A 22,102-nucleotide genomic window follows, 5' to 3' on the forward strand; every position below is an offset into this window, starting at 1 on the left:
AGGGTAGGCGGGCCTACCGCAGCGCCATCGAGCCGGACAGGTCGGCCGGCCACGGCAGGTCGACGTCGCCCGCCACCTGCTCGTCGAGCGCGGCCGCGACGTCGTCGGGCCACGGTGCGGTGCGCCGGCTCTCCATGTCGACGTGGAGGAAGACCTCCTCCATCACGTAGCTGAGCTGCTGGTGGGTGTCGTCGAGCAGGTACACCAGCGCATGGGCCGCCCGCTCGGAGCGACCGATGAGCCGCACCCGGACCGAGATGTGGTCCCCGGTGCGCAGCTCGGCCAGGTAGGTCATGTGGTGCTCGGCGGAGAACACCGCCTGCCCGGCGGTGGTCGGCCAGTTCTGCGGGATGCCGAGCTTGGCCAACGCCTCGTCGAGGCCCTCGCTGGCGATGCCGACGTAGTGGCGGATGTTGAGGTGGCCGTTGATGTCCTCGAACGGCGCCGGCACCACCTGCGGCAGCAACGGCGGCAGGGCGACCAGGTCGTCGTAGGTGGGGTGGGCGGTCATGGGGCCATCGTCCCATCCCCCTCCCAGCACCCGAACGAGCAGGTCTCCGGTCGAGCCGGAGGGATGGGACGGCAGTCGAACGAGCGGGTGGAGCCAAGGGGACTCGAACCCCTAACCCCCTGCTTGCAAAGCAGGTGCGCTACCAATTGCGCCATGGCCCCCGGTGGGCGGTCTCAGGCCTTGTGGACCGGGTCGGTGGCCTCGTGCCACAACGTCTGGTCGGCCTTGTTCTCGTCCAGCTTCTTCTTGACGACCAGTCCCGCACCGATCGCGGCGGCCAGGAGGAGCAACTTCTTCATGGCCCCAACGTACTGGACAGCCCGTGTGCTGGGGCGGTCGCTCCAGCGACCGCTGCAGCACACGAGAGTGGTGGGCCTAAGAGGACTTGAACCTCTGACCTCTTCCTTATCAGGGAAGCGCTCTAACCGTCTGAGCTATAGGCCCGGGTGGGTCGCCGAGGCAACCGCCGCAGATTACCGCAGCGGGTCGACGCCGACCAAAACGCCTCGGGCTAGTTGTCCTCGGTCAACGTGACCTCGATGCCGCCCAGCAGCGTGGCCGAGAGGTTGTAGAGGAACGCCCCGAGGGTGGCGATGGCGGTGATGAGGACGACGTCGACGACCGCGACCAGCATGGTGAAGCCCAGAACGCGACCGGTGCCCACGTAGTCCTGGATGCGGAAGTCGTTGCCCATCACCGTCTGGATGGTGTTGTTCAGGCTGTCCCACACGCCGGCGGCGCCGAGCACCGTCCACACGATGGCCACCGCGACGACGGTGACGATGCCCATCGCGATGGAGAGCAGGAACGACGTCTTCATCACCGACCAGGCGTCGACCTGGGTCAGCCGCAACCGGGCCCGGCGCGGGCGCCGGACCGTCTTGGCCGCCGGCGCCTGGCCCGACGTCGCGGCCGGACGCTCGGTGCGGGCGCCGTTGCGCGTGGTCCCGGACGGCGAAGCGGCCGCTGGAGCCGGTGACGCGGCGCGCGAGGAGCGGGCCGAGGAGCGCTCGGCCACCCGGCTCAGCCGGGTCGTGCTCTGCTCACGCTCGCTCATCAGGACTCCTCAGGTGCCCCGTCGGAGTCGGGGCTGTCGGGTGCAACAGGTGCATCGGGTTCGATTGTTGCATCCGTCGCCCCATCGGACACATCAGCCGACCCGGTACCAGCAGCCATCTCCTCCGCGGCCTCCTCGGCGTCGCGCTCGACGCTGCGCGCCACGACCGCCACCGAGTCGCCCTTCTTCGGGGTCACGAACTTCACGCCCATGGTGGAGCGGCCGGTGGGCCGGAACGACTCGTCGATGGGGGAGCGGACCACCTGGCCGCCGCTGGTGACGCTGAGGATCTCGTCGCCGTCGACCACGATGAACGCCCCTACCAGCACTCCGCGGGCCTCGTTGGCCAGTGTCATCGCCTTGACACCCTTGGTGCCGCGGTTGGTCAGCCGGTACTCGTTGGTGCGGGTGCGCTTGGCGAAGCCGCCGTCGGTCATCGTGAAGACGTACTGCACGATCGCTGCGACCTCCTCGTCGGCGTCCTCCGCGGCCACGACGTCGGCTCGGATCACCGACATCGACAGCACCGAGTCGCCGTCCTCGCACTTCATGCCGGTGACACCGGAGGTGGCGCGACCCATCGGCCGCAGCTGGGCGTCGTCGGCCTTGAACCGCACCGCCTGGCCCTGGCGGGAGACCAGCAGGATCTCATCGTCCGGGTTGACCAGCTCGGCGCCGATCAGCTCGTCGTCCTCCTCGCGGAAGTTGATGGCGATGACGCCGGCCTGCCGCGGGGAGTTGTAGTCGGCGAGCTTGGTCTTCTTCACCAGGCCCGCCCGCGTGGCCAGCACCAGGTAGGGCGCCTGGTCGTAGTCGCGGATCGCCAGCACCTGCGCGATCTCCTCGTCGGGCTGGAACGACAGCAGGCCGGCCACGTGGCCGCCCTTGGCGTCGCGCGCCGCCTCGGGGAGGTTGTAGGCCTTGGTGCGGTAGACCCGACCGGCGGTGGTGAAGAACAGCAGCCAGTGGTGGTTGGAGGTGGCCATGAAGTGCTCGACGACGTCGTCGCCGCGCAGCGTCGCGCCGCGTACGCCCTTCCCGCCGCGCCGCTGGGTGCGGTAGGCGTCGGCACGGGTGCGCTTGGCGTAGCCACCGCGGGTGATGGTGACGACCAGGTCCTCATCGGGGATCAGGTCCTCCATCGACAGGTCGCCGTCGGCCGCGATGATCTGCGTGCGCCGGTCGTCGCCGTACTTCTCGACGATCTCGCTGAGCTCGTCGGAGACGATCTGCCGCTGCCGCGACTCGTTGGCCAAGATGTCACGCAGGTCGGCGATGATCCGCTCGAGCTCGGCCAGCCGGTCGATGATCTTCTGCCGCTCCAGGGCCGCCAGCCGCCGCAGCTGCATGTCGAGGATGGCGTTGGCCTGCAGCTCGTCGATGTCGAGCAGCTCCATCAGGCCGGTACGCGCGTCGTTGACCTCGGGCGAGCGGCGGATCAGCGCGATGACCTCGTCGAGGGCGTCGAGCGCCTTGACCAGGCCGCGCTGGATGTGGGCGTCCTCCTCGGCCTCGCGCAGCAGGAACTCGGTGCGCCGGCGGATGACCTCGATCTGGTGGGTGACCCAGTTGGAGATGAACTGGTCGATGGTCAGCGTGCGGGGCACGCCGTCGACCAAGGCCAGCATGTTGGCCGAGAAGTTGGTCTGCAGCTCGGTGTGCTTGAGCAGGTTGTTGAGCACCACCCGCGCCACGGCGTCGCGCTTGAGCACGACGACCAGCCGCTGGCCGGTACGCGAGGAGGTGTCGTCGCGCACGTCGGCGATGCCCTGCACCCGGCCGGTGTCGGCGAGCTCGGCGATCTTCAGCGCCAGGTTGTCGGGGTTGACCATGTAGGGCAGCTCGGTGATGACCAGTGTGGTGCGGCCCTTGCTGTCCTCGTCGACCTCGATGACCGCGCGCTGGGTGATCGAGCCGCGGCCGGTGCGGTAGGTCTGCTCGATACCCTGCCGACCGACGATGAGTGCGGCGTTGGGGAAGTCGGGACCCTTGATCCGCTCGATGAGGGCGTCCTGCAGCTCCTCGCGCTCGGCGTCGGGGTGCTCGAGCGCCCAGATCGCGCCGGAGGCGACCTCGCGCAGGTTGTGCGGCGGGATGTTGGTGGCCATGCCGACCGCGATGCCGGCCGAGCCGTTGACCAGCAGGTTCGGGAACCGCGCGGGCAAGATGGCGGGTTCTTGGGAGCGGCCGTCGTAGTTGGGCCCGAAGTCGACGGTGTCCTTCTCGATGTCGCGGACCATCTCCATGGCCAGCGGCGCCATCCGGCACTCGGTGTACCGCATGGCGGCGGCCGGGTCGTTGCCCGGCGAGCCGAAGTTGCCCTGCCCGTGGATGAGGGGGTAGCGCATCACCCACGGCTGCGCGAGCCGGACCAGGGTGTCGTAGATCGCGGAGTCGCCGTGGGGGTGGTACTGACCCATGACGTCGCCGACGACGCGGCTGCACTTGGAGTGGCCGCGGTCGGGCCGGTAGCCGCCGTCGTACATGGCGTAGAGCACGCGCCGGTGCACCGGCTTGAGGCCGTCGCGGACGTCGGGCAGCGCGCGGCCGACGATGACCGCCATCGCGTAGTCGATGTAGCTGCGCTGCATCGAGGTCTGCAGCTCGATCGGCTCGATCCGGCCACCGCCGCCACCGTCGCCGCCGTCGCCGCCGAGGTTGCTGGTCATCTCCGTCATGGATGTATCTCCTTGCCCGCTCGGTTTCGAGACGGTCGCTGCGCGACCTCCTCAACCGGCGTGGGCGGGGTCAGATGTCGAGGAAGCGGACGTCTTTTGCGTTGCGCTGGATGAAGCTGCGGCGCTGCTCGACGTCTTCGCCCATGAGGATGGAGAAGATCTCGTCGGCCTGGGCGGCGTCGTCGAGGGTGACCTGCAGCATCAGCCGCTGGTCGGGATCCATCGTGGTCTCCCACAGCTCGTCGGCGTTCATCTCGCCGAGACCCTTGTAGCGCTGCACCGGGTTGTCCTTCGGCAGCTTCTTGCCCGCGGCCAGGCCGTCGGCCATCAGCGCGTCGCGCTCGGCGTCGGAGTAGACGAACTCGTGCTCGGCCGGCTTGTTCCAGCGCAACCGGTACAGCGGCGGCTGGGCCATGTAGACGTAGCCGTGCTCGATGAGCGGCTTCATGAACCGGAACAGCAGCGTGAGCAGCAAGGTGTTGATGTGGTGGCCGTCGACGTCGGCGTCGGCCATCAGCACCACCTTGTGATAGCGCAGCTTGTCGAGGTCGAACTCCTCGTGGATGCCGGTGCCGAGCGCCGAGATGATCGACTGCACCTCGGTATTGGCCAGCACCTTGTCGATGCGGGCCTTCTCGACGTTGAGGATCTTGCCGCGGATGGGCAGGATCGCCTGGATCCGCGGGTCGCGACCCGACTTGGCCGAGCCGCCGGCCGAGTCGCCCTCGACGATGAAGACCTCACACTCCTCGGGGTTGGTCGACTGGCAGTCCGACAGCTTGCCGGGCAGCCCCGCGCGACCGAGCAGACCGGCGCGACCGCGAGCCAGCTCGCGGGCCTTGCGCGCCGCGATCCGGGCCGAGGCCGCGGCCTGGGAGCGGCGCACGATGTCCTTGCCCTCGGCGGGGTTCTGCTCCAGCCAGGCGCCGAGCTGGTCGTTGACGATGCGCTGCACGAAGCCCTTGGCCTCGGTGTTGCCCAGCTTGGTCTTGGTCTGGCCCTCGAACTGCGGCTCACCGAGCTTGATGGAGATGATCGCGGTGAGGCCCTCGCGGATGTCGTCGCCGGAGACCCGGTCCTCGCGCTTCTTGATCAGCCCCCACTCCTCGCCCCAGCCGTTGACCAGCGAGGTCAGGGCCGCGCGGAAGCCCTCCTCGTGCGTGCCGCCTTCGTGGGTGTTGATGGCGTTGGCGAAGGTGTGGACCGACTCGGCGTAGGTGGTGTTCCACTGCATCGCCAGCTCGAGGCTCATCGGGTTGTCGCTGTCCTCGAGGGCCGCCTCGAAGCTGATGATCGAGGGGTTGGCCGCCTGCTTGGACTTGTTGAGGTGCTCGACGTAGTCGACCAGGCCGCGCTCGTACTTGAACCGGCGCTCCCGGGTGCCCTGCGCACCGACGGTCTGCTCGCCGACGGTCTGCTCGCCGACGGCCGGCTCGGCGACGGCCGGCTGACCGTCGGTCTGCAGCGGGTCGCCCTCGACGTCGTCGACCCGGGCCGGGCGCTCGTCGCGGACCACGATCTCGAGGCCCTTGTTGAGGAAGGCCATCTCACGAAATCGGGTGGTCAGCGTCTCGAAGGAGTACTCGGTGGTCTCGAAGATGTCGGGGCTGGCCCAGAACCGCGTGGTGGTGCCGGTGCGGTCGGTGGCCTCGCCCTTCTCCAACGGGCCCTCGGGCACGCCGAGGTTGAAGGCCTGGCGCCACACGAATCCCTCGCGGTGCACCTCGACCTCGAGCCGGCTCGAGAGCGCGTTGACGACCGAGACGCCGACGCCGTGCAGGCCGCCGGAGACCTTGTAGCCGCCGCCGCCGAACTTGCCGCCGGCGTGCAGCACCGTGAGCACGACGGTGACGGCGGGCAGGTCCTGCCCGGGCGGGATGTCGACCGGGATGCCGCGACCGTTGTCGCGCACCTCGACCGCCCCGTCGGCGCGCATGACCACGTCGACGCGGTCGCAGTAGCCGGCCAGTGCCTCGTCGACGGAGTTGTCGACGACCTCGTAGACCAGGTGGTGCAGCCCCCGCTCACCGGTGGAGCCGATGTACATGCCGGGGCGCTTGCGCACCGCCTCCAGCCCCTCGAGCACCTGGATGGCCGAGGCGTCGTACTTGCCCTCCTCGACCGCGGAGCTGCTGGGCTCACCGGGGGCCTGCCGGGCGCTTTGCTCCAAGGTCTGGGCCAGCGACTCGACCAGTTCCTCCGGGGGCTGCTGCGAGGGCTCGTCCTTGTCCTGCGTCACCGTCTCAGTTTACCTGTGAGGGGGCCCATTTCACGTATCTGCCCGCGTCGGTCGGCCACCACGACCTCAGAACGTGTCCTCAGAGCCCCGCAACCGCGGATCAGAGCACCTCGCGGCCGCTCGATGGACTCCCCATCGAGCGGTGCGCCGCTGAGAACCCCTGCCACGCCCGTCTCAGGTGCCGTCCCTCAGCCGTAGGTGTCGCGCGGTCCGCGGCCCTTGACCCGCAGCCGCCCCTTGCGCCAGCTCGGGCCGTGCGGGCCGCGGACCTCGACCACGGTGACGGTGCCCTCGCCGAGCTCCTCGTTGAGCCGTCCGACGAGATTCGCCACCAGCAGCTGCAGCTGGGTGGCCCAGGCGGTGGAGTCGCAGCACACCACCAGCCGGCCGTCCTCGAAGGAGTCGGGGCGGCAGTGCTCGGCCACCTCGTGCCCGACGATCCCGGCCCAGCGGGCGAACACGCCGTGCACCCGGAGGTCGGTGTCCCACCCGGCCGAGGCGACCAGCCGCTCGATGCTGGTGTCCAGCGACTGCGGGTCGCGCTCGTCGGGATGGGCGCCGCTGTAGCCCGAGGAGCCACTGCGCCCGCGCGGGGCCGAGGGCGGCGGCTCGCCCCGGCCCGCCCGCCTGGCTCGGCGGGGTCCGGTGCGCCCGGCCAGGCCGCGGGCGATGATCCGGGCCAGCTCGAGCCCGTCCTCCTCGTGCGCGTCGTCTCCGGCGGGGGAGCCGTCCTCAGGCACGGGTCACCTCGCCCTCGGCCACGGTGAAGCGCGTGCCCTGCAGGGCGACCGGTACGTCGTCGGGCACCGCCGCGGTGACCAGCACCTGCTCGGCGTCGGCGACGAGCGAGGCGAGCTGGTCGCGACGGCCGGCGTCGAGCTCGGCGAAGACGTCGTCGAGCACCAGGATCGGGTCGTCGCCCTCGGCGCGCAGCAGGTCGAAGCAGGCCAGCCGCAGGGCCAGCGCGAACGACCAGGACTCGCCGTGGCTGGCGTAGCCCTTCACCGGCAGGTCGCCCAGGGTGAGCACGAGGTCGTCGCGGTGCGGGCCGACCAGGCTGATGCCGCGGTCCAGCTCGTCGGAGCGCCGCTCGGCGACGGCAGCGAGCAGCGCCTCGGTGAGCGCGTGCTGGTCGGTGGCGGGGGTCTCGACGAACGAGCATCGGTACACCGCGACGGCGTCGTCGCGAGTGGCGCCACGGGCGACCGCCTCGTAGGCCTTGCCGAGCAGCGGTTCGAGGTCCTCGACCAGCCGGACCCGCGCGGCGACGATCTCGCCTCCGAGGCGCGCGAGGTGGGCGTCCCACACGCCGAGGGTGTCCAACGCGCCCGAGGAGCCGCCGCGGCGAGTGGCGCCGGCGGTCTTGAGCAGCGAGTTGCGCTGCTTGAGCACGCGCTCGTAGTCCGACCGGACGCCGGCGAAGCGCGGGGTACGCAGCACCAGCAGGTCGTCGAGGAAGGCCCGGCGCACCGACGGGTCGCCCTTGACCAGGGCGAGGTCGTCCGGCGAGAAGACCACCGTGCGCACCAGCCCGACCAGCTCGCGCGCCTTGGGTAGCGGGGAGCGGTTGACCCGGGCCCGGTTCGAGCGTCCCGGGTTGATCTCGACCTCGAGCACCGCCCGCCGGTCCTCGCGCATCACCGCCGCGCGGATGACGGCCTGCTCGGCGCCCCGGCGCACCAGGGGAGCGTCGCCCGCCACCCGGTGCGAGGAGAGCCGGGAGAGGTAGTCGATCGCCTCGACCAGGTTGGTCTTGCCCTGCCCGTTGCGGCCCACGAACGCCGTCGGCCCGGCCGACAGCTCGACCTCGAGGTCCGCCCAGGACCGGAAGTCGTGCAGCAGCAGCTGGGCGACGTGCAAGCGCTACGCCGGAGCGTCGTCGGTGTGGCCCGGGTGGGCGGTGGGGGAGTCTTCGGGGTGCACGGCGTGCCCGCCGAACTGGTTGCGCATGGCGGCCACGGCCTTCATCGCCGGGGAGTCGTCCTGGCGCGAGGAGAACCGGGCGAACAGCGAGGCCGCGATGGCCGGCAGCGGGACGGCGTTGTCGATGGCGGCCTCGACGGTCCAGCGGCCCTCGCCGGAGTCGTCGGCGTAGCCGCGGATCTTCTCCAGGTCGTCGTCCTCGTCCAGCGCGTTGACCAGGAGGTCCAGCAGCCAGGAGCGGATGACGGTGCCCTCGCGCCAGGATCGGAAGACCTCGGTGACGTTCTCGACCTCGTCGACCGCCTGCAGCAGCTCCCAGCCCTCGGCGTAGGACTGCATGATGGCGTACTCGATGCCGTTGTGGACCATCTTGGCGAAGTGGCCGGCGCCGACCTTGCGGCCCGCGTGCACCCAGCCGAACTCGCCCTCGGGCTTGAGCGCGTCGAACGCAGGCTGGGCCTTGGCGACGTCCTCGTCGCTGCCACCGGTCATGAGCGCGTAGCCGTTCTTCAGGCCCCACACGCCACCGGAGACGCCGCAGTCGACGAACCCGATGCCCTTCTTGGCGAGCATGTCGGCGTGCAGCTGGTCGTCGGTCCAGCGCGAGTTGCCGCCGTCGACGATCAGGTCGCCCTCGCCGAGCAGGTCGCTGAGCTCCTCGACGGTGGCCTGGGTGGGCTCACCGGCGGGGACCATCACCCACACCACCTTGGGCGAGTCCGGCAGGGCCCCGACCAGCTCCTCGAGGCTGCCGACGTCGCTGACGTCGGGGTTGCGGTCGTAGCCGACCACGGTCAGTCCGGCGTTGCGCATGCGCTCGCGCATGTTGCCGCCCATCTTGCCCAGGCCGATCAGTCCGATGTGCATGAGCAACTCCTACACCTAGAGGGGAGACGGCGCGTGTCCTGGGGCCGAGCAGCCGGGGTCAGGACAGCAGCCGGCGGGGCATGAGCAGGTACCGGAAGTCCGCGTCGGCCTCACCGTCGAGGGCGTCGAGACCGGAGATCACGACGGGCTTGGCTGCGGTGGTGAAGGCCAGCTCGACGAAGGGAGCCTCGATGGCGGTGAGCCCGTCGAGGAGGAACGCGGGGTTGAAGCCGGTGGTGATCTCCTCACCGGAGACCTCCGCCTCGATCGACTCCGAGGCCATCGCCTCGTCACCGCTGCCGGCGTCGAGGGTGAGCACGTTGTCGGCGAAGTGCAGCTGGACCGCGGTGTTGCGCTCGGCGACGAGCGAGACGCGCTTGACGGCGTCGACCAGGACGGCGCGGTCCACCCGCGCGGTGGTGAGGTGCTCGGTGGGGAAGAGGGCGCGGACCTTGGGGAAGTCGCCGTCCAGCAGCCGGGTGGTGGTGCGCCGCACGCCGCCGTCGGACTGCCCCTCGAAGCCGATGAGACCCTCGCCGGCGCCGGATGCGGCCAGCGCGATGCGCACCTCGGTGCCGCCGGTCAGCGACTTGGCGGTGTCGGCGAGCACCTTGGCCGGGACCAGGGCCGCGGCCGAGGTGTCCGGGGCGCCGGGCGACCAGGTCAGGTCGCGGCTGGAGAGCCGGAACCGGTCGGTGGCCAGCAGCGCGATGTGCTCGCCCTCCATCTCGACCCGGACACCGGTCAGGACGGGCAGCATGTCGTCGCGGCCGGCGGCCGTGACGGCCTGGTTCACCGCGTGGGCGAACAGCCCGCTGGGCACGGTGCCGCGCGACTCGGGCATGGCCGGCAGCGTGGGGTAGTCCTCGACCGGCAGCGTCGGGAGGCTGAAGCGCGCCGAACCGCAGGTGACCGTGGCCTTGGCGCCGTCGACGCTGAACTCCACGGTGCGGCTGGGCAGCGCGCGGCAGATGTCGGCCAGCAGCCGGCCGGAGACCAGCGCACGGCCCTCGTCGACGACGTCGGCGGCCAGCGTCGCGCGGGCCGAGGTCTCGTAGTCGAAGGTCGAGAGCTGCAGACCGTCGCCACTGCCGTCGCCCGTGTCGGCGCCGTCGGCGTCGAGCGGGCCCGCCTGGATCATCAGCCCGGCGAGCACCGGGGCGCTGGGACGGATCGGCAGGGCCCGGGCGGTCCAGGCGACGGCGTCGGCGAGGACGTCACGTTCGACGCGGAACTTCACGTGTGGTTCTCCTGCTCACGACTCGTACGGGAGCCCGATCCTGCCACGTGCCGTTGTCCCCAGGTACGGGCGTGGGTGAAGTTGGGTCGCGAAGTTGAAATTACGGAATTCATCGTCGTCATCGGTGGTGTGGACGCTGTGGACAAGGGCCGTTCGGGCAGGTCGTGACGCGTGTCCGTCTGCACAGCCGGTGTGGGGGAGTCGGTGGAGAAGTCGCCGTGGGTGTGGGCGGCGCGAGCGGCTGTGGTCGGCGTCGTCGGCTCGTCCACAGCCGGGCCACACCACGCGGGCCGGCGTGCACATCGGCGTCCATATCTTGCAGGCGTGTGATTCGCCCGCCCGCCGACCGGGTGCTGGCAGCGACGGGTCACGCCTGCTTGGCCTGCTGCTTGATGCGGGTGGTGAGCTCGGTGACCTGGTGGAAGACGTTGCGACGCTCGGCGAGGTCCTTGCGGATGCGACGGTCGGCGTTCATCACGGTGGTGTGGTCGCGACCGCCGAACTGCTGGCCGATCTTGGGCAGGGAGAGGTCGGTGAGCTCGCGGCACAGGTACATGGCGATCTGGCGGGCGGTCACCAGGGCCCGGGTGCGGCTGGGGCCGCACAGCTCGTCGATGGAGAAGGAGAAGTAGGAGGCGGTCTGGGCGATGATCAGCCCGGCCGTGACCTCCGGGTCGCCGCCTTCGGGGATGAGGTCCTTCAACACGATCTCGGCCAGCGTGAGGTCGACGTCTTGGCGGTTGATGCTGGCGAAGGCGGTCACCCGGATCAGCGCACCCTCGAGCTCGCGGATGTTGGTCTGGATCCGCGAGGCGATGAACTCCAGCACCTCGGGAGGAGCCACCAGGCGGTCGGCGGCCGCCTTCTTGCGCAAGATCGCGATGCGCGTCTCCAGGTCGGGCGGCTGGACGTCGGTCAGCAGGCCCCACTCGAAGCGGTTGCGGAGTCGGTCCTCGAGCTGCTCGAGCCGCTTGGGCGGCCGGTCGGAGCTGATGACGATCTGCTTGTTGGCGTTGTGCAGCGCGTTGAAGGTGTGGAAGAACTCCTCCTGCGTCTGGATCTTGCCCTCGAGGAACTGGATGTCGTCGATCAGCAGCACGTCGATGTCGCGGTACTTCTTCTGGAACGCCGCCGCCTTGTCGTCGCGGATGGCGTTGATGAACTCGTTGGTGAACTCCTCCGAGGACACGTAGCGCACTGCGGCACCGGAGTAGAGGTTGCGCACGTAGTGGCCGATGGCGTGCAGCAGGTGGGTCTTGCCCAGCCCGGAGTCGCCGTAGACCAGCAGCGGGTTGTAGGCCTTGCCCGGCGCCTCGGCCGCGGCGACGGTGGCCGCGTGGGCGAACCGGTTGCTGGCCCCGATGACGAAGGTCTCGAAGACGTACTTGGGGTTGAGCGGGCTCTGCGGCGCCTCGTGTCGCGCGCCCGCGGCGCGCTGGGACTGACCGGGCAGGTAGCCCCGGCCCGGCTGGATCGACTCATCGATGTGTGGCTTTGTCGACATGTCGACGTCACGAGGACCAAGCTGGCTGGGCACCTCCGCAACCGGGTTCGACGCCGCGGTGTGCGGTGCCGCCTGGTGCGGGACCACCTGCTCGGACTCCGCTTGCTCGAGCCCCGCTTGCTCGTGCCCCGTGGGCTCGGCGGGGGTGAGGGTGTCGTCGATGGTCACCACCAGCCGGGTGGCGTGACCGAGCTGCTCGCCGAGCGCGTCCTCGACGCGGGTGCGCAGCTTCGAGGCGAACTGGTTCTGGGTGAACTCGTTGGGCACGGCGAGCACGAAGGTGTGCTCGGCGTGCATCACCGGCCGGCTGCTGGAGAGCCACACGCGGTGAGCCGGGGCGGTGTCCTCGACGATCCGCGACCAGACCTGGTCCAGGTCCGCTGCCTGGTGGCCGGTCGGCTGATGACCGCCGGCCTCGCCGCCGGTTCCGCTCGCGCTGCTCGACTCCACCCGAGACGCCCCTTCTCCTCGATCCACACGTTTGTCCACAGGTTGTGCACCGGGTCTCGCGCGTCGCTCTCCGCGAAACGATCCAAGGGCTCGGTGGCGAGGAACCTAACAACGCGGCGGGCGTCCGATCAACCAGTTCTCCACAGGGTCCACACGTCATCGGCGTGTCGTTGTCGAAGGTTGTGCTCGGCGTGCGATCCTGCTCCGTTCTGCGCTCGACCGGATGGCCCCCGGGCACGCTCCCCGACGTCGGTTTGACCCTGGTTCGCAGCCCCGCGTACCGTTGTGCGGTCCCGGTCGTGGCGTAGCCGATCACGCCGGGGACAACGTGTCCGGACCGCCGTGAGCACCCCGGCGACAGGCACCCGTAGACCTGGCAGCACCCCCGAGCAGAACGTGAGCGGAGAACAGCCGTGAGCAAGCGCACCTACCAGCCCAACAACCGTCGTCGTCACAAGACGCACGGCTTCCGCCTGCGGATGCGGACCCGCGCCGGGCGCGCGATCATGTCCGCGCGGCGCCGCAAGGGCCGCAAGGACCTGGCGGTCTGAGCCGCACCGGCCGCCCCCGGTCCGGCTGATGTGCTCACCCGCTCCCTCCGACTTCTCGACGGCGCCGGCTTCGACGCCGCGGTCCGCGGCGGCCGTCGGGCCGGCTCGCGCCTCCTGGTCGTCCACCACGCGCCGGCCGCTCCTGGCTCCGAGGCGCGACGGCAGATCGGCTTCGTGGTCTCTCGCGCCGTCGGCGGCGCCGTCGTGCGCAACCGCGTGAAGCGACGGCTGCGGCACCTGATGGCCGAGCGCACCGAGACGCTGCCCGCGGGCACCTACGTCGTCCGGGCCCAGCCGGCCGCGGCCGCCGCGAACTGGGGAGAACTCGGCGAGGCGCTCGATCGTTGTGTCGAGAGGGTCCTCACACAGTCCTCGGGTCGGGAGCGGTCGTGAAGCACGTGCTCATCGCGTTGCTGCGGGCGTATCGGTTCGCGATCTCCCCGCTCTACGGCCAGGTCTGCCGCTACCACCCCACGTGCTCGGCGTACGCGCTCGGCGCGGTCACCGAGCACGGCGCGGTGCGGGGCTCGTGGCTGGCGGTACGACGCGTGCTGCGCTGTCACCCGTGGGCCGCCGGCGGCTACGACCCGGTCCCACCCGCCCTTCCCCTATCTGCGCCGCCTAGGCGAGGAGCCTGAATGTCCTTCTTCTCCGACATCGGCCACTTCATCATGACGCCGCTGTACTACCTGGTCTCCGGCGTGCTGGTCGGGTGGCACTCGGTCTGGGGCGCGGTCTTCGGCGCCGACTCGGCCGCGGCGTGGGCGCTCTCGGTGGTAGGCCTCACCGTGGTCATCCGGGCTGCCCTGATCCCGCTGTTCGTCAAGCAGATCAAGTCCAGCCGCAACATGCAGCTGATCCAGCCCAAGGTGAAGGAGCTGCAGAAGAAGTACGGCCACGACCGCGAGAAGCTCGCGGCCGAGACGATGGCGCTCTACAAGGAGACCGGGACCAACCCGTTCGCCTCGTGCCTGCCGCTGATCATCCAGATGCCGATCTTCTTCGCGCTGTTCCGGCTCGTCGACCACGCGGCGAAGCAGAACCAGGGGCACGGCTTCCTCACCGACAAGCTCGCCCTGAGCTTCGCGAACGCCCCGTTCTTCGGTGGCGCGCTGAAGAACAGCTTCACCAGCGACGGCGGCAGCATCAGCGTCAAGATCATCGCCGCGGTGCTGGTCGTGGTCATGACGGCGACGACCTTCCTCACCCAGCGCCAGCTGATGAGCAAGAACATGCCGGCCGACGCGATGACCGGCCAGTACGCCCAGCAGCAGAAGATGCTGCTCTACGTGCTGCCGCTGGTGTTCGCGGTGGGCGGCATCGCGTTCCCGATCGGCGTCATCTTGTACTGGACCACCTCCAACATCTGGACGATGGGCCAGCAGTTCTGGGTGATCCGCAACAACCCGGCGCCCAACACCGAGGCGTTCCGCGCGAAGGAGAGGCGCGACGCCGAGAAGGCGGCACGGCACGGCACTCCCGAGATCGCGGCCGCCGCCGAGACCGGGGGCGGCGCCGCGACCGCCGTCGAGGAGCCGCCCAAGCCGGCGCCTCGCCAACAGCCGAAGAAACAGTCCCGCAGCCAGCGCAAGTCCGGCCCGAAGGCCGGACCGCCTGCCGGCGGGCAGAAACCGAAGCCGAAGGAAGACCCCGCATGAGCGAGCAGATCGACGACGTCACCGAGCAGCCGGCTACTCCCGAGGCGGACGCCGCCGCAGCCGATCCCGCGTCGGGTGGCCAGGACGGCGGCGGCGGGGGAGCGGAGCCGACGGTGCAGTCGGCCCTCGAGCACGAGGGCGACATCGCGGCCGACTACCTCGAGGAGCTGCTGGAGATCACCGATCTCGACGGCGACATCGACATGGACGTCGAGGGCGACCGCGCCACCGTCTCGATCGTCGGCGCGGACCTGCCGCAGCTGGTGGGTCGCGACGGCGAGGTGCTGGAGGCGCTGCAGGAGCTGACCCGGCTCGCGGTCTACCGCGAGACCGGCGTGCGGTCGCGGCTGATGCTCGACGTGAGCGGCCACCGGGCCGAGCTGCGCACCGCCTTGGAGGAGCAGGCGGCCGACGTCGTCGCCCGGGTGCGCGAGTCCGGGGAGTCGGAGTCGCTGCAGCCGATGTCGCCCTTCGAGCGCAAGGTGGTGCACGACGCCGTGGCGGCGGCCGGGCTGTCCTCGGAGTCCGAGGGTGCCGAGCCGCGTCGTTTCGTCGTCGTGCTGCCGCCGGCAGCGGAGTAGTCACCTCCCGATGGCGTCGGTTCCACGTGAAACCGACACCGCGCTCGGCCCCACCCCCGAGGCGGCGACGTCGTTGTTCGGCGAGCGGCTGGGCCTGGCGGAGCGCTACGTGGCGTCGCTGGCCGATGCCGGGGTCGTCCGTGGCCTGATCGGACCGCGTGAGGTGCCCCGGTTGTGGGAGCGCCACGTGCTCAACTGCGCGTTGCTGGCCGACCCGGTCCCGCAGCACGCCGAGGTCGCCGACATCGGATCGGGGGCGGGTCTGCCCGGTGTCGTCCTGGCCCTGCGGCGTCCCGATCTGACGCTGACCCTGGTCGAGCCGCTGCTGCGTCGGTGCGAGTACCTGGCCGAGGTGGTCGAGGAGCTGGGGCTGGGCAACGTCGAGGTGCTGCGATCTCGCGCCGAGGACCTGCACGGCCGCCGGAGCTTCGGCGTGGTGACGGCCCGAGCAGTGGCCCCGTTGGAGCGGCTGGTGCGGTGGACGCTGCCGCTGGTGGCGCCCGGCGGTGAGCTCCTGGCGATGAAGGGCCGCTCGGCCGAGCAGGAGGTGCAGGCCGCGTCGGCCCGACTGCGAGGCACGACTGTCGCCGTGGAGCAGTACGGGGCAGGATGGGTCCCCGAGCCGACCACCGTCGTTCGGGTGCGGGTCCGTGACCGGCAGGGACGGGGGAATCGGTGAGCACGAATCTGGACACGAGGGTGACGGGCGATGGGCATGGCTGACGACGCGGCGGATGTTTCACGGGAAACACGCTCACCGTTGGCGGGCTTCTCCGTCCGCACCGCCGCCGACGTCGACGAGAGCTCGCCGCAGACCGGCCTGGCCGACGACAACACCCCGCTGGCCCGGGCTGTCGCCCACGAGCTGCTGGTCCGCGAGGGACGTTCCTACGGCGACCCGATGGAGCGGCCTTCGCGTACCCGGGTGCTGGTCGTGGCGAACCAGAAGGGCGGGGTCGGCAAGACCACCACCACGGTCAACATCGCCGCGGGGCTGGCGCAGCTCGGGCAGCGGGTCCTGGTCATCGACCTCGACCCGCAGGGCAACGCCTCCACCGCGCTGTCGGTCGACCACCACCGAGGCACGCCGTCGACCTACGACGTCCTGGTCGACGGTGTCCCGCTGGAGGAGGTCATCGCCCCGGCCGGCAGCGTGCCCGGTCTCTTCGTCGTCCCGGCCACCATCGACCTGGCCGGCGCCGAGATCGAGCTGGTCAGCGTCGTGGCCCGGGAGAGCCGGCTGCGCAAGGCGCTCGCCGCGCACCCGGGGATCGACACCGGCCTGGAGGTCGGCCACCGGGTCAGTGAGGACCGCTTCGACTTCGTCATCATCGACTGCCCGCCCTCGCTGGGTCTGCTCACCTTGAACGCACTCGTGGCGGGAGCCGAGATGCTGATCCCGATCCAGGCGGAGTACTACGCCCTGGAGGGTCTGGGGCAGCTGCTGGAGACCGTGGACATGGTCAAGGCCCACCTCAACCAGGCCCTGGTCGTCAGCACCATCTTGATCACCATGTACGACGGGCGCACCAAGCTGGCCGCCGGTGTCGCCGACGAGGTGCGCGGCCACTTCGGCTCCAAGGTGCTGCGCACGAACATCCCGCGCTCGGTCCGGGTGTCCGAGGCGCCCAGCTACGGCCAGAGCGTGATGACCTACGACCCCGGATCCTCCGGCGCCCTGAGCTACCTCGAAGCGGCCCGCGAGCTCGCCCTGCAGGGCAAGCGACCTCGTCCGCCGCGTCCGCCCGGCCCGCGCCAGATGCCGCCCGGCCCGGCCATGCGGACCGGGGAGGCCTGATGGCCAGCCCAGCCCGGCAGGCTCCGCGACGCGGCCTCGGCCGGGGACTCGGTGCCCTGATCCCCACCCAGTCCGAGGTCGAGGACGTCACCGCGCCGGCACCGACGCCCGACGAGGCGCCGCCGGTGGCCGCGGTCGCGGGTGCCCACTTCGCCGAGCTGCCGGTCTCGACGATCACGCCGAACCAGCGTCAGCCGCGCCAGGTCTTCGAGGAGGAGGCGATGGCCGAGCTGGTGCACTCCGTGCGCGAGATCGGCCTGCTGCAGCCGGTCGTGGTCCGCCAGTCAGCGCCGGGTCGCTACGAGCTGATCATGGGCGAGCGCCGGTGGCGGGCCGTGCAGGAGGCCGGCCTGGAGACCATCCCGGCCATCGTCCGCGACACCGACGACGACGCGATGCTGCGCGACGCGCTGCTGGAGAACCTGCACCGCTCCCAGCTCAACCCGCTGGAGGAGGCGGCCGCCTACCGCCAGCTCCTCGACGACTTCGACTGCACCCACGACGAGCTCGCCCAGCGCATCGGTCGCAGCCGGCCCCAGATCTCCAACACGCTGCGGCTGCTCAAGCTCTCACCCGCCGTCCAACGCCGCGTCGGTGCCGGGGTGCTCTCGGCCGGTCACGCCCGGGCCCTGCTCTCGGTCGAGGACCCCGAGCTCCAGGACCGGTTGGCCGCCCGCGTGACCGCGGAGGGGATCTCCGTGCGCGGCCTGGAGGAGATCGTCGCCGTCGGCGAGGGCGAGGGCACCCGGACCGAACGGGCCCGCCGCGCCCGCCCCACCGCCCCGGGGCTGGCCGAGATCGCCGACCGGCTCAGCGACCGTCTGGAGACCCGGGTGCGCGTCCAGCTGGGGAAGAGCCGCGGCAAGGTCACGGTCGACTTCGCCAGCCTGGCCGACCTGCAGCGGATCCTCGCCATCATCGACCCGGCCCCCCGTCAGGACTGACGTCGCGCCTCAGCGCAGCCCGTTGACCAGCGGATTCCTGTCTTTGTCGACAAAGCGACAAGTTTACTTGTTACCTTGTCGCTTCTTGCGCAACCGGGCCCGTAGCTCCTCGCTGTCGAGCTGCTTGGCCTCCTGCGGCGTCGGCGCCGTGCCGCCGAGGCGGGCCGGGAGCCACCAGGATCCGGGCGGCTGCTCGGCGTCGGGATAGTCCGCGATCGCGGCGTCGACCAGGGCCTGCATGCGGGCGTGGAGCTCGGTGGTCTCGGCGGCGGCGTCGGCCAGGGTGGGGTGCATCGGCTCACCGACCCGGATGGAGATGGTCTTGCGGCCCTGCAGGTCGCGCGGGTGGTCCTTGGTCATCAGCCGCTGCGTGCCCCACAGCGCGACCGGCAGCAGCGGCACGCCGGCCTCCGCGGCGATGCGCACGGCACCGGTCTTGATGTCCTTGACTTCGAACGAGCGGGAGATGGTGGCCTCGGGGAAGATCCCGACGATCTCGCCGTCGCGCAGGTAGCGCACCGCCTCGTGGAAGGAGCCGATCCCATCGGCCCGGTCGACCGGGATGTGGTGCAGCGAGCGCATCACCGGCCCGGCCACCGCATGGTCGAAGACCTCCTTCTTGGCCATGAACCGCACCAGCCGCCCGGCGGGCTGCGCGGCGTACCCGGCGAGGACGAAGTCGACGTAGCCGATGTGGTTGATGGCCAGCAGGGCACCGCCGCTGCGCGGCACGTGCTCGGTGCCGCTCATCTGGAACCGCAGGCCCAGGGCCCGGAACAAGACCTTGGCGGTGACGATGATCGGCGGGTAGGTGATGTCACGCACGAGGCCACCTTCTCAGAGCCCGGTGGGGCCCGGAGCGGCGAAGTGCGAGAATGGAACATGCGCCCGATCGTGCAGAGTCGCAAGCTGCAGCACGTCCGCTACGACGTCCGCGGTCCGATCCTCACCGAGGCCCAGCGGCTCGAGGCCGAGGGCCACAAGATCCTCAAGCTCAACATCGGCAACCCGGCCCCGTTCGGGTTCGAGGCCCCCGAGGCGATCGTCGCCGACATGGTGCACAACCTGCCCGACGCCCAGGGCTACTCCGACTCGCGCGGCATCTACTCCGCGCGCACCGCCGTGGCGCAGTACTACCAGGCGCGCGGGCTCACCCAGACCGGCGTCGACGACGTCTACATCGGCAACGGCGTCTCCGAGCTCATCACGATGGTGCTCCAGGCGTTCCTCGACGACGGCAACGAGATCCTCGTGCCGGCCCCGGACTACCCGCTGTGGACCGGGGCGATCTCGCTCTCGGGCGGCACCCCGGTGCACTACCGCTGCGACGAGGCCGACGGGTGGAACCCCGACCTGTCCGACATCGAGGCCCGGATCACCCCGCAGACCCAGGGTCTGGTGATCATCAACCCCAACAACCCCACCGGGGCCGTGTACAGCGAGCAGACGGTGCGAGGCCTGGTCGACATCGCCCGGCGGCACGACCTGGTCGTCTTCAGCGACGAGATCTACGAGAAGATCCTCTTCGACGACGCCCGCCACCACCACACCGCGGCCTACGCCGGCGACGACGTGCTCTGCTTGACCTTCAGCGGGCTCTCCAAGGCCTACCGGGTGTGCGGGTATCGCGCCGGGTGGGTGATGGTCTCGGGCCCGCAGCACCTGGCCACCGACTTCCTCGAGGGCCTCACGCTGCTGGCCAACATGCGGATGTGTCCCAACGTGCCGGCCCAGCACGCCATCCAGACCGCGCTCGGCGGCTACCAGTCGATCAACGAGTACATCGTGCCGGGCGGGCGGTTCTACGAGCAGAGCAAGACCGCCTGGCGACTGCTCAACGAGATCCCCGGGGTCAGCTGCACCGAGCCTCACGGCGCGCTCTACTGCTTCCCGCGGCTGGACCCGGAGGTCTACCACGTCAAGGACGACGAGGCCTTCGTGCTCGACCTGCTGCGCGCGAAGAAGATCCTGGTCACCCACGGGACGGGCTTCAACCACATGGACACCGACCACTTCCGGCTGGTGACCCTGCCCGATCTGGAGACCCTCACCGACGCCATCGGGCGGATCGCGGACCACCTCGCGACGCTGCGGTAGGCGCCGCGATGCGGGCGGGGGTTTTGCCGGGCACCCGGCAAAACCCCCCCGAAAGCGCTCCAGAAACGGTAGCGATCACGAGTTTTGCCGGGCACCCGGCAAAACCCTGAGCGGCGTACGCTGCCGACCATGGCCCGTCGCGTCGCCCGGCTGACGCTCGACACCCTGCCCCACCTGGTGGGGGAGTGCTCCTCGTGCCTGTTCTGGCAGCTCGACCCCGTGGAGCGGGGCCGGGCGTGCGGGCACGAGAGCGACGAACTGTCGGCCTGGGTCTCCCAGGTGCTGCGCGAATGGGGGTCGTGCGGGCGCATCGTCTACGTCGACGACGTCGCGGCCGGCCACGTCGTCTACGCCCCGGCCGCCCACGTGCCGGGCGCCGCGCAGCTGGCCACGGCCCCGGTCTCCGGGGACGCCGTGCTGCTGGCCCAGGTCCGCGTGTCGCCGGCCTACGCGGGGCAGGGGTTGGGCCGGGTGCTGGTGCAGGCGATGGCCAAGGACCTGATCAAGCGCGGCGGCATCCGCGCCGTCGAAGCGTTCGGCGCCACCGAGGTCGGGCACCCCTGCGTCGTGCCCGCTGACTTCCTGCTCGGCGTGGGGTTCCGCACCCAGCGCTCGCACCCGCGGACGCCACGGATGCGGATGGAGCTGCGCTCGCTGCTGAGCTGGCGCTCGGATCTCGAGGGCGCGCTCGACCGGCTGCTGGCGCCGGTGCGTCACCAGGTCCCGGTGCAGCAGCCGCGCCAACCGATCACGCGCGAGGCTGACGGACCGCTTCCCTGAGCTCGGCGAACTGCAGCACGCCGGTGTTCGGGTCGACCTCGGGCGCCAGGTAGAAGCGCTGGATGGCCACGACGATCGCCTCGGCCAGGGTGTCGCGGAAGGCGGGTCGTGAGAGCCGGGTGGCGTCGGCCAGGTTGGTCAGGTAGCCCAGGTCCAGCCGCACCGCTGGCATCCGCGTCAGCCGCAGGAAGTCCCAGGTCTTGGCGTGCGTGCGCAGGTCGGCTGAGTCCGTTCGGGCGACGATCTCGCGCTGCACCAGCCCGGCGAACCGCTCGCCCACCGACGAGCGGGTGCCGTGGGTGTCGGAGCCGAAGAAGTAGGAGGCGACGCCGGCCGCGTCGGGGTTGGTCGAGGCGTCCAGGGTCAGCGAGAGGGTGAGGTCGGCATCGGCCCGGTTGGCGAACGCCGCGCGACTCGCGTCGTCGTAGGCCTCGCCGGGGCGCCCGGCCAGGTAGGCCTGCACACCGATGGCCACCAGGCGCCCCTCGACGCGCCGCGCGACGTCGCCGACGATGGCGTCGGCGCGGGCTCGCGCCTCGTGCTCGGGCGGCACGGCCAGCAGCGGCATCGGGTCGACCACGACGATCTTGCCGGCCAGCCGGGGGCCGGCGGTGCGGATCCGCTCCTCGGCGCGCAGCGTGTTGGGGGCACCGCCGCTAACCCGCGGCTGCAGCCGGTTGAGCGCCTTCAGCGTCGCCGGGCCGCAGGTGCCGTCGACGGGGAGGCCGAGGTTGCGCTGCAGCTCGCGCAGCCCGGCCTCGGTCTCGGCGCCGAAGTAGCCGTCCACCCGGCCCACCTTGAAGCCGAGGTCCAGCAGCCGCTGCTGGAGGGCGAAGACGTCGTCGCCGGCCAGGAGGGCGCCGGGGCGGTGGTTCAGCACGCGGTCGCCCAACTGCCAGCGGGCCTCGTCGAGGCGGCGGTAGGTCGAGGGGCCCACGATGCCGTCGACGGTCAGCCCGCGCTGCTGCTGGAACGCGCGGACGGCCAGCTCGAGGGAGGCGTCGAAGGAGTCCTGCCGCGGTGCGGAGCCGTTGAGCAGACCCAGCCGGTCCAGCAGCGAGCGGATCTCGGCGACGGCTGGACCGATGTCACCACGGCGGAAGGCCGTGCCATCGATAGCAGGCACCATCGCGGGATCGGCCTCCTCTTCTCGACGGCGTGGGCGGACCCCCTACCGAATCACAGACGAACGCCGGGGTGCCACTGGACCCATCTCTGGGGGGC

General features: G+C 70.8%; 22 protein-coding genes and 2 tRNA genes. 10 read left to right on the forward strand and 14 right to left on the reverse strand.

Features of this window, described 5'->3' with window-relative positions; genetic code table 11:
- Nucleotides 1-13: 13 nt before the first annotated feature.
- The 12 genes from D9V37_RS18510 to dnaA all read right to left on the reverse strand — a co-directional run bounded on the left by D9V37_RS18510 (nucleotide 14) and on the right by dnaA (nucleotide 12,394).
- A complete protein-coding gene (locus D9V37_RS18510) occupies nucleotides 14-511 on the reverse strand; it encodes a thioesterase family protein (protein WP_121807585.1) in 498 nt (165 codons plus the stop codon).
- 88 nt (nucleotides 512-599) lie between these two features.
- A tRNA-Ala gene (locus D9V37_RS18515) sits at nucleotides 600-672 on the reverse strand.
- A gap of 12 nt (nucleotides 673-684) precedes the next feature.
- Nucleotides 685-810, reverse strand: a complete 126-nt coding sequence (locus D9V37_RS20810; RefSeq protein WP_232525006.1) for a DLW-39 family protein — start codon at nucleotides 808-810, stop codon at nucleotides 685-687.
- 68 nt (nucleotides 811-878) lie between these two features.
- Nucleotides 879-955, reverse strand: a tRNA-Ile gene (locus D9V37_RS18520).
- 67 nt (nucleotides 956-1,022) lie between these two features.
- Nucleotides 1,023-1,568 carry a DUF3566 domain-containing protein gene (locus D9V37_RS18525; protein ID WP_121807586.1) on the reverse strand — a complete coding sequence of 182 codons (546 nt, stop codon included), beginning with the start codon at nucleotides 1,566-1,568 and terminating at the stop codon, nucleotides 1,023-1,025.
- The gene (gene gyrA / locus D9V37_RS18530) at nucleotides 1,568-4,246 is read right to left on the reverse strand and encodes a DNA gyrase subunit A (RefSeq protein WP_121807587.1); all 2,679 of its coding nucleotides are present in this window, start codon (nucleotides 4,244-4,246) and stop codon (nucleotides 1,568-1,570) included. The genes D9V37_RS18525 and gyrA overlap by 1 nt, the downstream gene beginning before the upstream one ends.
- Before the next feature lie 70 nt (nucleotides 4,247-4,316).
- The gene (gene gyrB, locus D9V37_RS18535; RefSeq protein ID WP_121807924.1) at nucleotides 4,317-6,416 is read right to left on the reverse strand and encodes a DNA topoisomerase (ATP-hydrolyzing) subunit B; all 2,100 of its coding nucleotides are present in this window, start codon (nucleotides 6,414-6,416) and stop codon (nucleotides 4,317-4,319) included.
- Between the two features lie 257 nt (nucleotides 6,417-6,673).
- Nucleotides 6,674-7,225, reverse strand: coding sequence for a DUF721 domain-containing protein (locus D9V37_RS18540; protein WP_121807588.1), 552 nt, complete (start codon nucleotides 7,223-7,225; stop codon nucleotides 6,674-6,676).
- On the reverse strand, nucleotides 7,218-8,345 hold the full coding sequence (recF, locus tag D9V37_RS18545; protein WP_121807589.1) for a DNA replication/repair protein RecF: 1,128 nt from the start codon (nucleotides 8,343-8,345) through the stop codon (nucleotides 7,218-7,220). The genes D9V37_RS18540 and recF overlap by 8 nt, the downstream gene beginning before the upstream one ends.
- Before the next feature lie 3 nt (nucleotides 8,346-8,348).
- Nucleotides 8,349-9,275 (reverse strand): phosphogluconate dehydrogenase (NAD(+)-dependent, decarboxylating), encoded by a 927-nt coding sequence (gnd, locus tag D9V37_RS18550; RefSeq protein WP_121807590.1) that lies wholly within the window; start codon nucleotides 9,273-9,275, stop codon nucleotides 8,349-8,351.
- Nucleotides 9,276-9,333: 58 nt separating this feature from the next.
- Nucleotides 9,334-10,515: a DNA polymerase III subunit beta gene (dnaN, locus tag D9V37_RS18555; RefSeq protein WP_121807591.1), complete on the reverse strand. Its 1,182-nt coding sequence runs from the start codon at nucleotides 10,513-10,515 to the stop codon at nucleotides 9,334-9,336.
- Between the two features lie 367 nt (nucleotides 10,516-10,882).
- Nucleotides 10,883-12,394: a chromosomal replication initiator protein DnaA gene (gene dnaA / locus D9V37_RS18560; RefSeq protein WP_121807925.1), complete on the reverse strand. Its 1,512-nt coding sequence runs from the start codon at nucleotides 12,392-12,394 to the stop codon at nucleotides 10,883-10,885.
- Between the two features lie 488 nt (nucleotides 12,395-12,882).
- On the opposite strand from dnaA, the gene rpmH reads away from it, so the two are divergent.
- The 8 genes from rpmH to D9V37_RS18600 all read left to right on the forward strand — a co-directional run bounded on the left by rpmH (nucleotide 12,883) and on the right by D9V37_RS18600 (nucleotide 18,001).
- Nucleotides 12,883-13,020 carry a 50S ribosomal protein L34 gene (rpmH, locus tag D9V37_RS18565; protein WP_121807592.1) on the forward strand — a complete coding sequence of 46 codons (138 nt, stop codon included), beginning with the start codon at nucleotides 12,883-12,885 and terminating at the stop codon, nucleotides 13,018-13,020.
- Nucleotides 13,021-13,050: 30 nt separating this feature from the next.
- Nucleotides 13,051-13,413, forward strand: a complete 363-nt coding sequence (gene rnpA / locus D9V37_RS18570; protein WP_121807593.1) for a ribonuclease P protein component — start codon at nucleotides 13,051-13,053, stop codon at nucleotides 13,411-13,413.
- Nucleotides 13,410-13,658 (forward strand): membrane protein insertion efficiency factor YidD, encoded by a 249-nt coding sequence (gene yidD, locus D9V37_RS18575; RefSeq protein WP_121807594.1) that lies wholly within the window; start codon nucleotides 13,410-13,412, stop codon nucleotides 13,656-13,658. Before rnpA ends, yidD begins: the two co-directional genes overlap by 4 nt.
- A complete protein-coding gene (gene yidC / locus D9V37_RS18580) occupies nucleotides 13,659-14,678 on the forward strand; it encodes a membrane protein insertase YidC (RefSeq protein ID WP_121807595.1) in 1,020 nt (339 codons plus the stop codon).
- Nucleotides 14,675-15,259 carry a Jag family protein gene (locus D9V37_RS18585; RefSeq protein ID WP_121807596.1) on the forward strand — a complete coding sequence of 195 codons (585 nt, stop codon included), beginning with the start codon at nucleotides 14,675-14,677 and terminating at the stop codon, nucleotides 15,257-15,259. The genes yidC and D9V37_RS18585 overlap by 4 nt, the downstream gene beginning before the upstream one ends.
- 10 nt (nucleotides 15,260-15,269) lie before the next feature.
- Nucleotides 15,270-15,938 carry a 16S rRNA (guanine(527)-N(7))-methyltransferase RsmG gene (gene rsmG, locus D9V37_RS18590; protein WP_121807597.1) on the forward strand — a complete coding sequence of 223 codons (669 nt, stop codon included), beginning with the start codon at nucleotides 15,270-15,272 and terminating at the stop codon, nucleotides 15,936-15,938.
- An 81-nt stretch (nucleotides 15,939-16,019) separates the two neighbouring features.
- Entirely contained in the window at nucleotides 16,020-17,057 is a 1,038-nt protein-coding gene (locus tag D9V37_RS18595; RefSeq protein WP_232525007.1) for a ParA family protein, read from the forward strand.
- Nucleotides 17,057-18,001, forward strand: a complete 945-nt coding sequence (locus D9V37_RS18600; protein ID WP_121807599.1) for a ParB/RepB/Spo0J family partition protein — start codon at nucleotides 17,057-17,059, stop codon at nucleotides 17,999-18,001. Before D9V37_RS18595 ends, D9V37_RS18600 begins: the two co-directional genes overlap by 1 nt.
- A gap of 63 nt (nucleotides 18,002-18,064) precedes the next feature.
- On the opposite strand, the gene D9V37_RS18605 is transcribed toward D9V37_RS18600, so the two are convergent.
- Complete coding sequence (locus D9V37_RS18605; protein ID WP_121807600.1) at nucleotides 18,065-18,826, reverse strand: lysophospholipid acyltransferase family protein; 762 nt, start codon at nucleotides 18,824-18,826, stop codon at nucleotides 18,065-18,067.
- A 57-nt stretch (nucleotides 18,827-18,883) separates the two neighbouring features.
- On the opposite strand from D9V37_RS18605, the gene D9V37_RS18610 reads away from it, so the two are divergent.
- Both D9V37_RS18610 and D9V37_RS18615 read left to right on the forward strand, forming a co-directional pair.
- Nucleotides 18,884-20,098, forward strand: coding sequence for a pyridoxal phosphate-dependent aminotransferase (locus D9V37_RS18610; protein ID WP_121807601.1), 1,215 nt, complete (start codon nucleotides 18,884-18,886; stop codon nucleotides 20,096-20,098).
- A gap of 129 nt (nucleotides 20,099-20,227) precedes the next feature.
- A complete protein-coding gene (locus tag D9V37_RS18615) occupies nucleotides 20,228-20,878 on the forward strand; it encodes a GNAT family N-acetyltransferase (protein ID WP_121807602.1) in 651 nt (216 codons plus the stop codon).
- On the opposite strand, the gene D9V37_RS18620 is transcribed toward D9V37_RS18615, so the two are convergent.
- On the reverse strand, nucleotides 20,847-22,004 hold the full coding sequence (locus D9V37_RS18620; RefSeq protein ID WP_232525008.1) for an N-acetylmuramoyl-L-alanine amidase: 1,158 nt from the start codon (nucleotides 22,002-22,004) through the stop codon (nucleotides 20,847-20,849). The genes D9V37_RS18615 and D9V37_RS18620 overlap by 32 nt on opposite strands.
- Nucleotides 22,005-22,102: the final 98 nt, after the last annotated feature.

Source organism: Nocardioides mangrovicus (assembly GCF_003674065.1).
Classification (GTDB): domain Bacteria; phylum Actinomycetota; class Actinomycetes; order Propionibacteriales; family Nocardioidaceae; genus Marmoricola; species Marmoricola mangrovicus.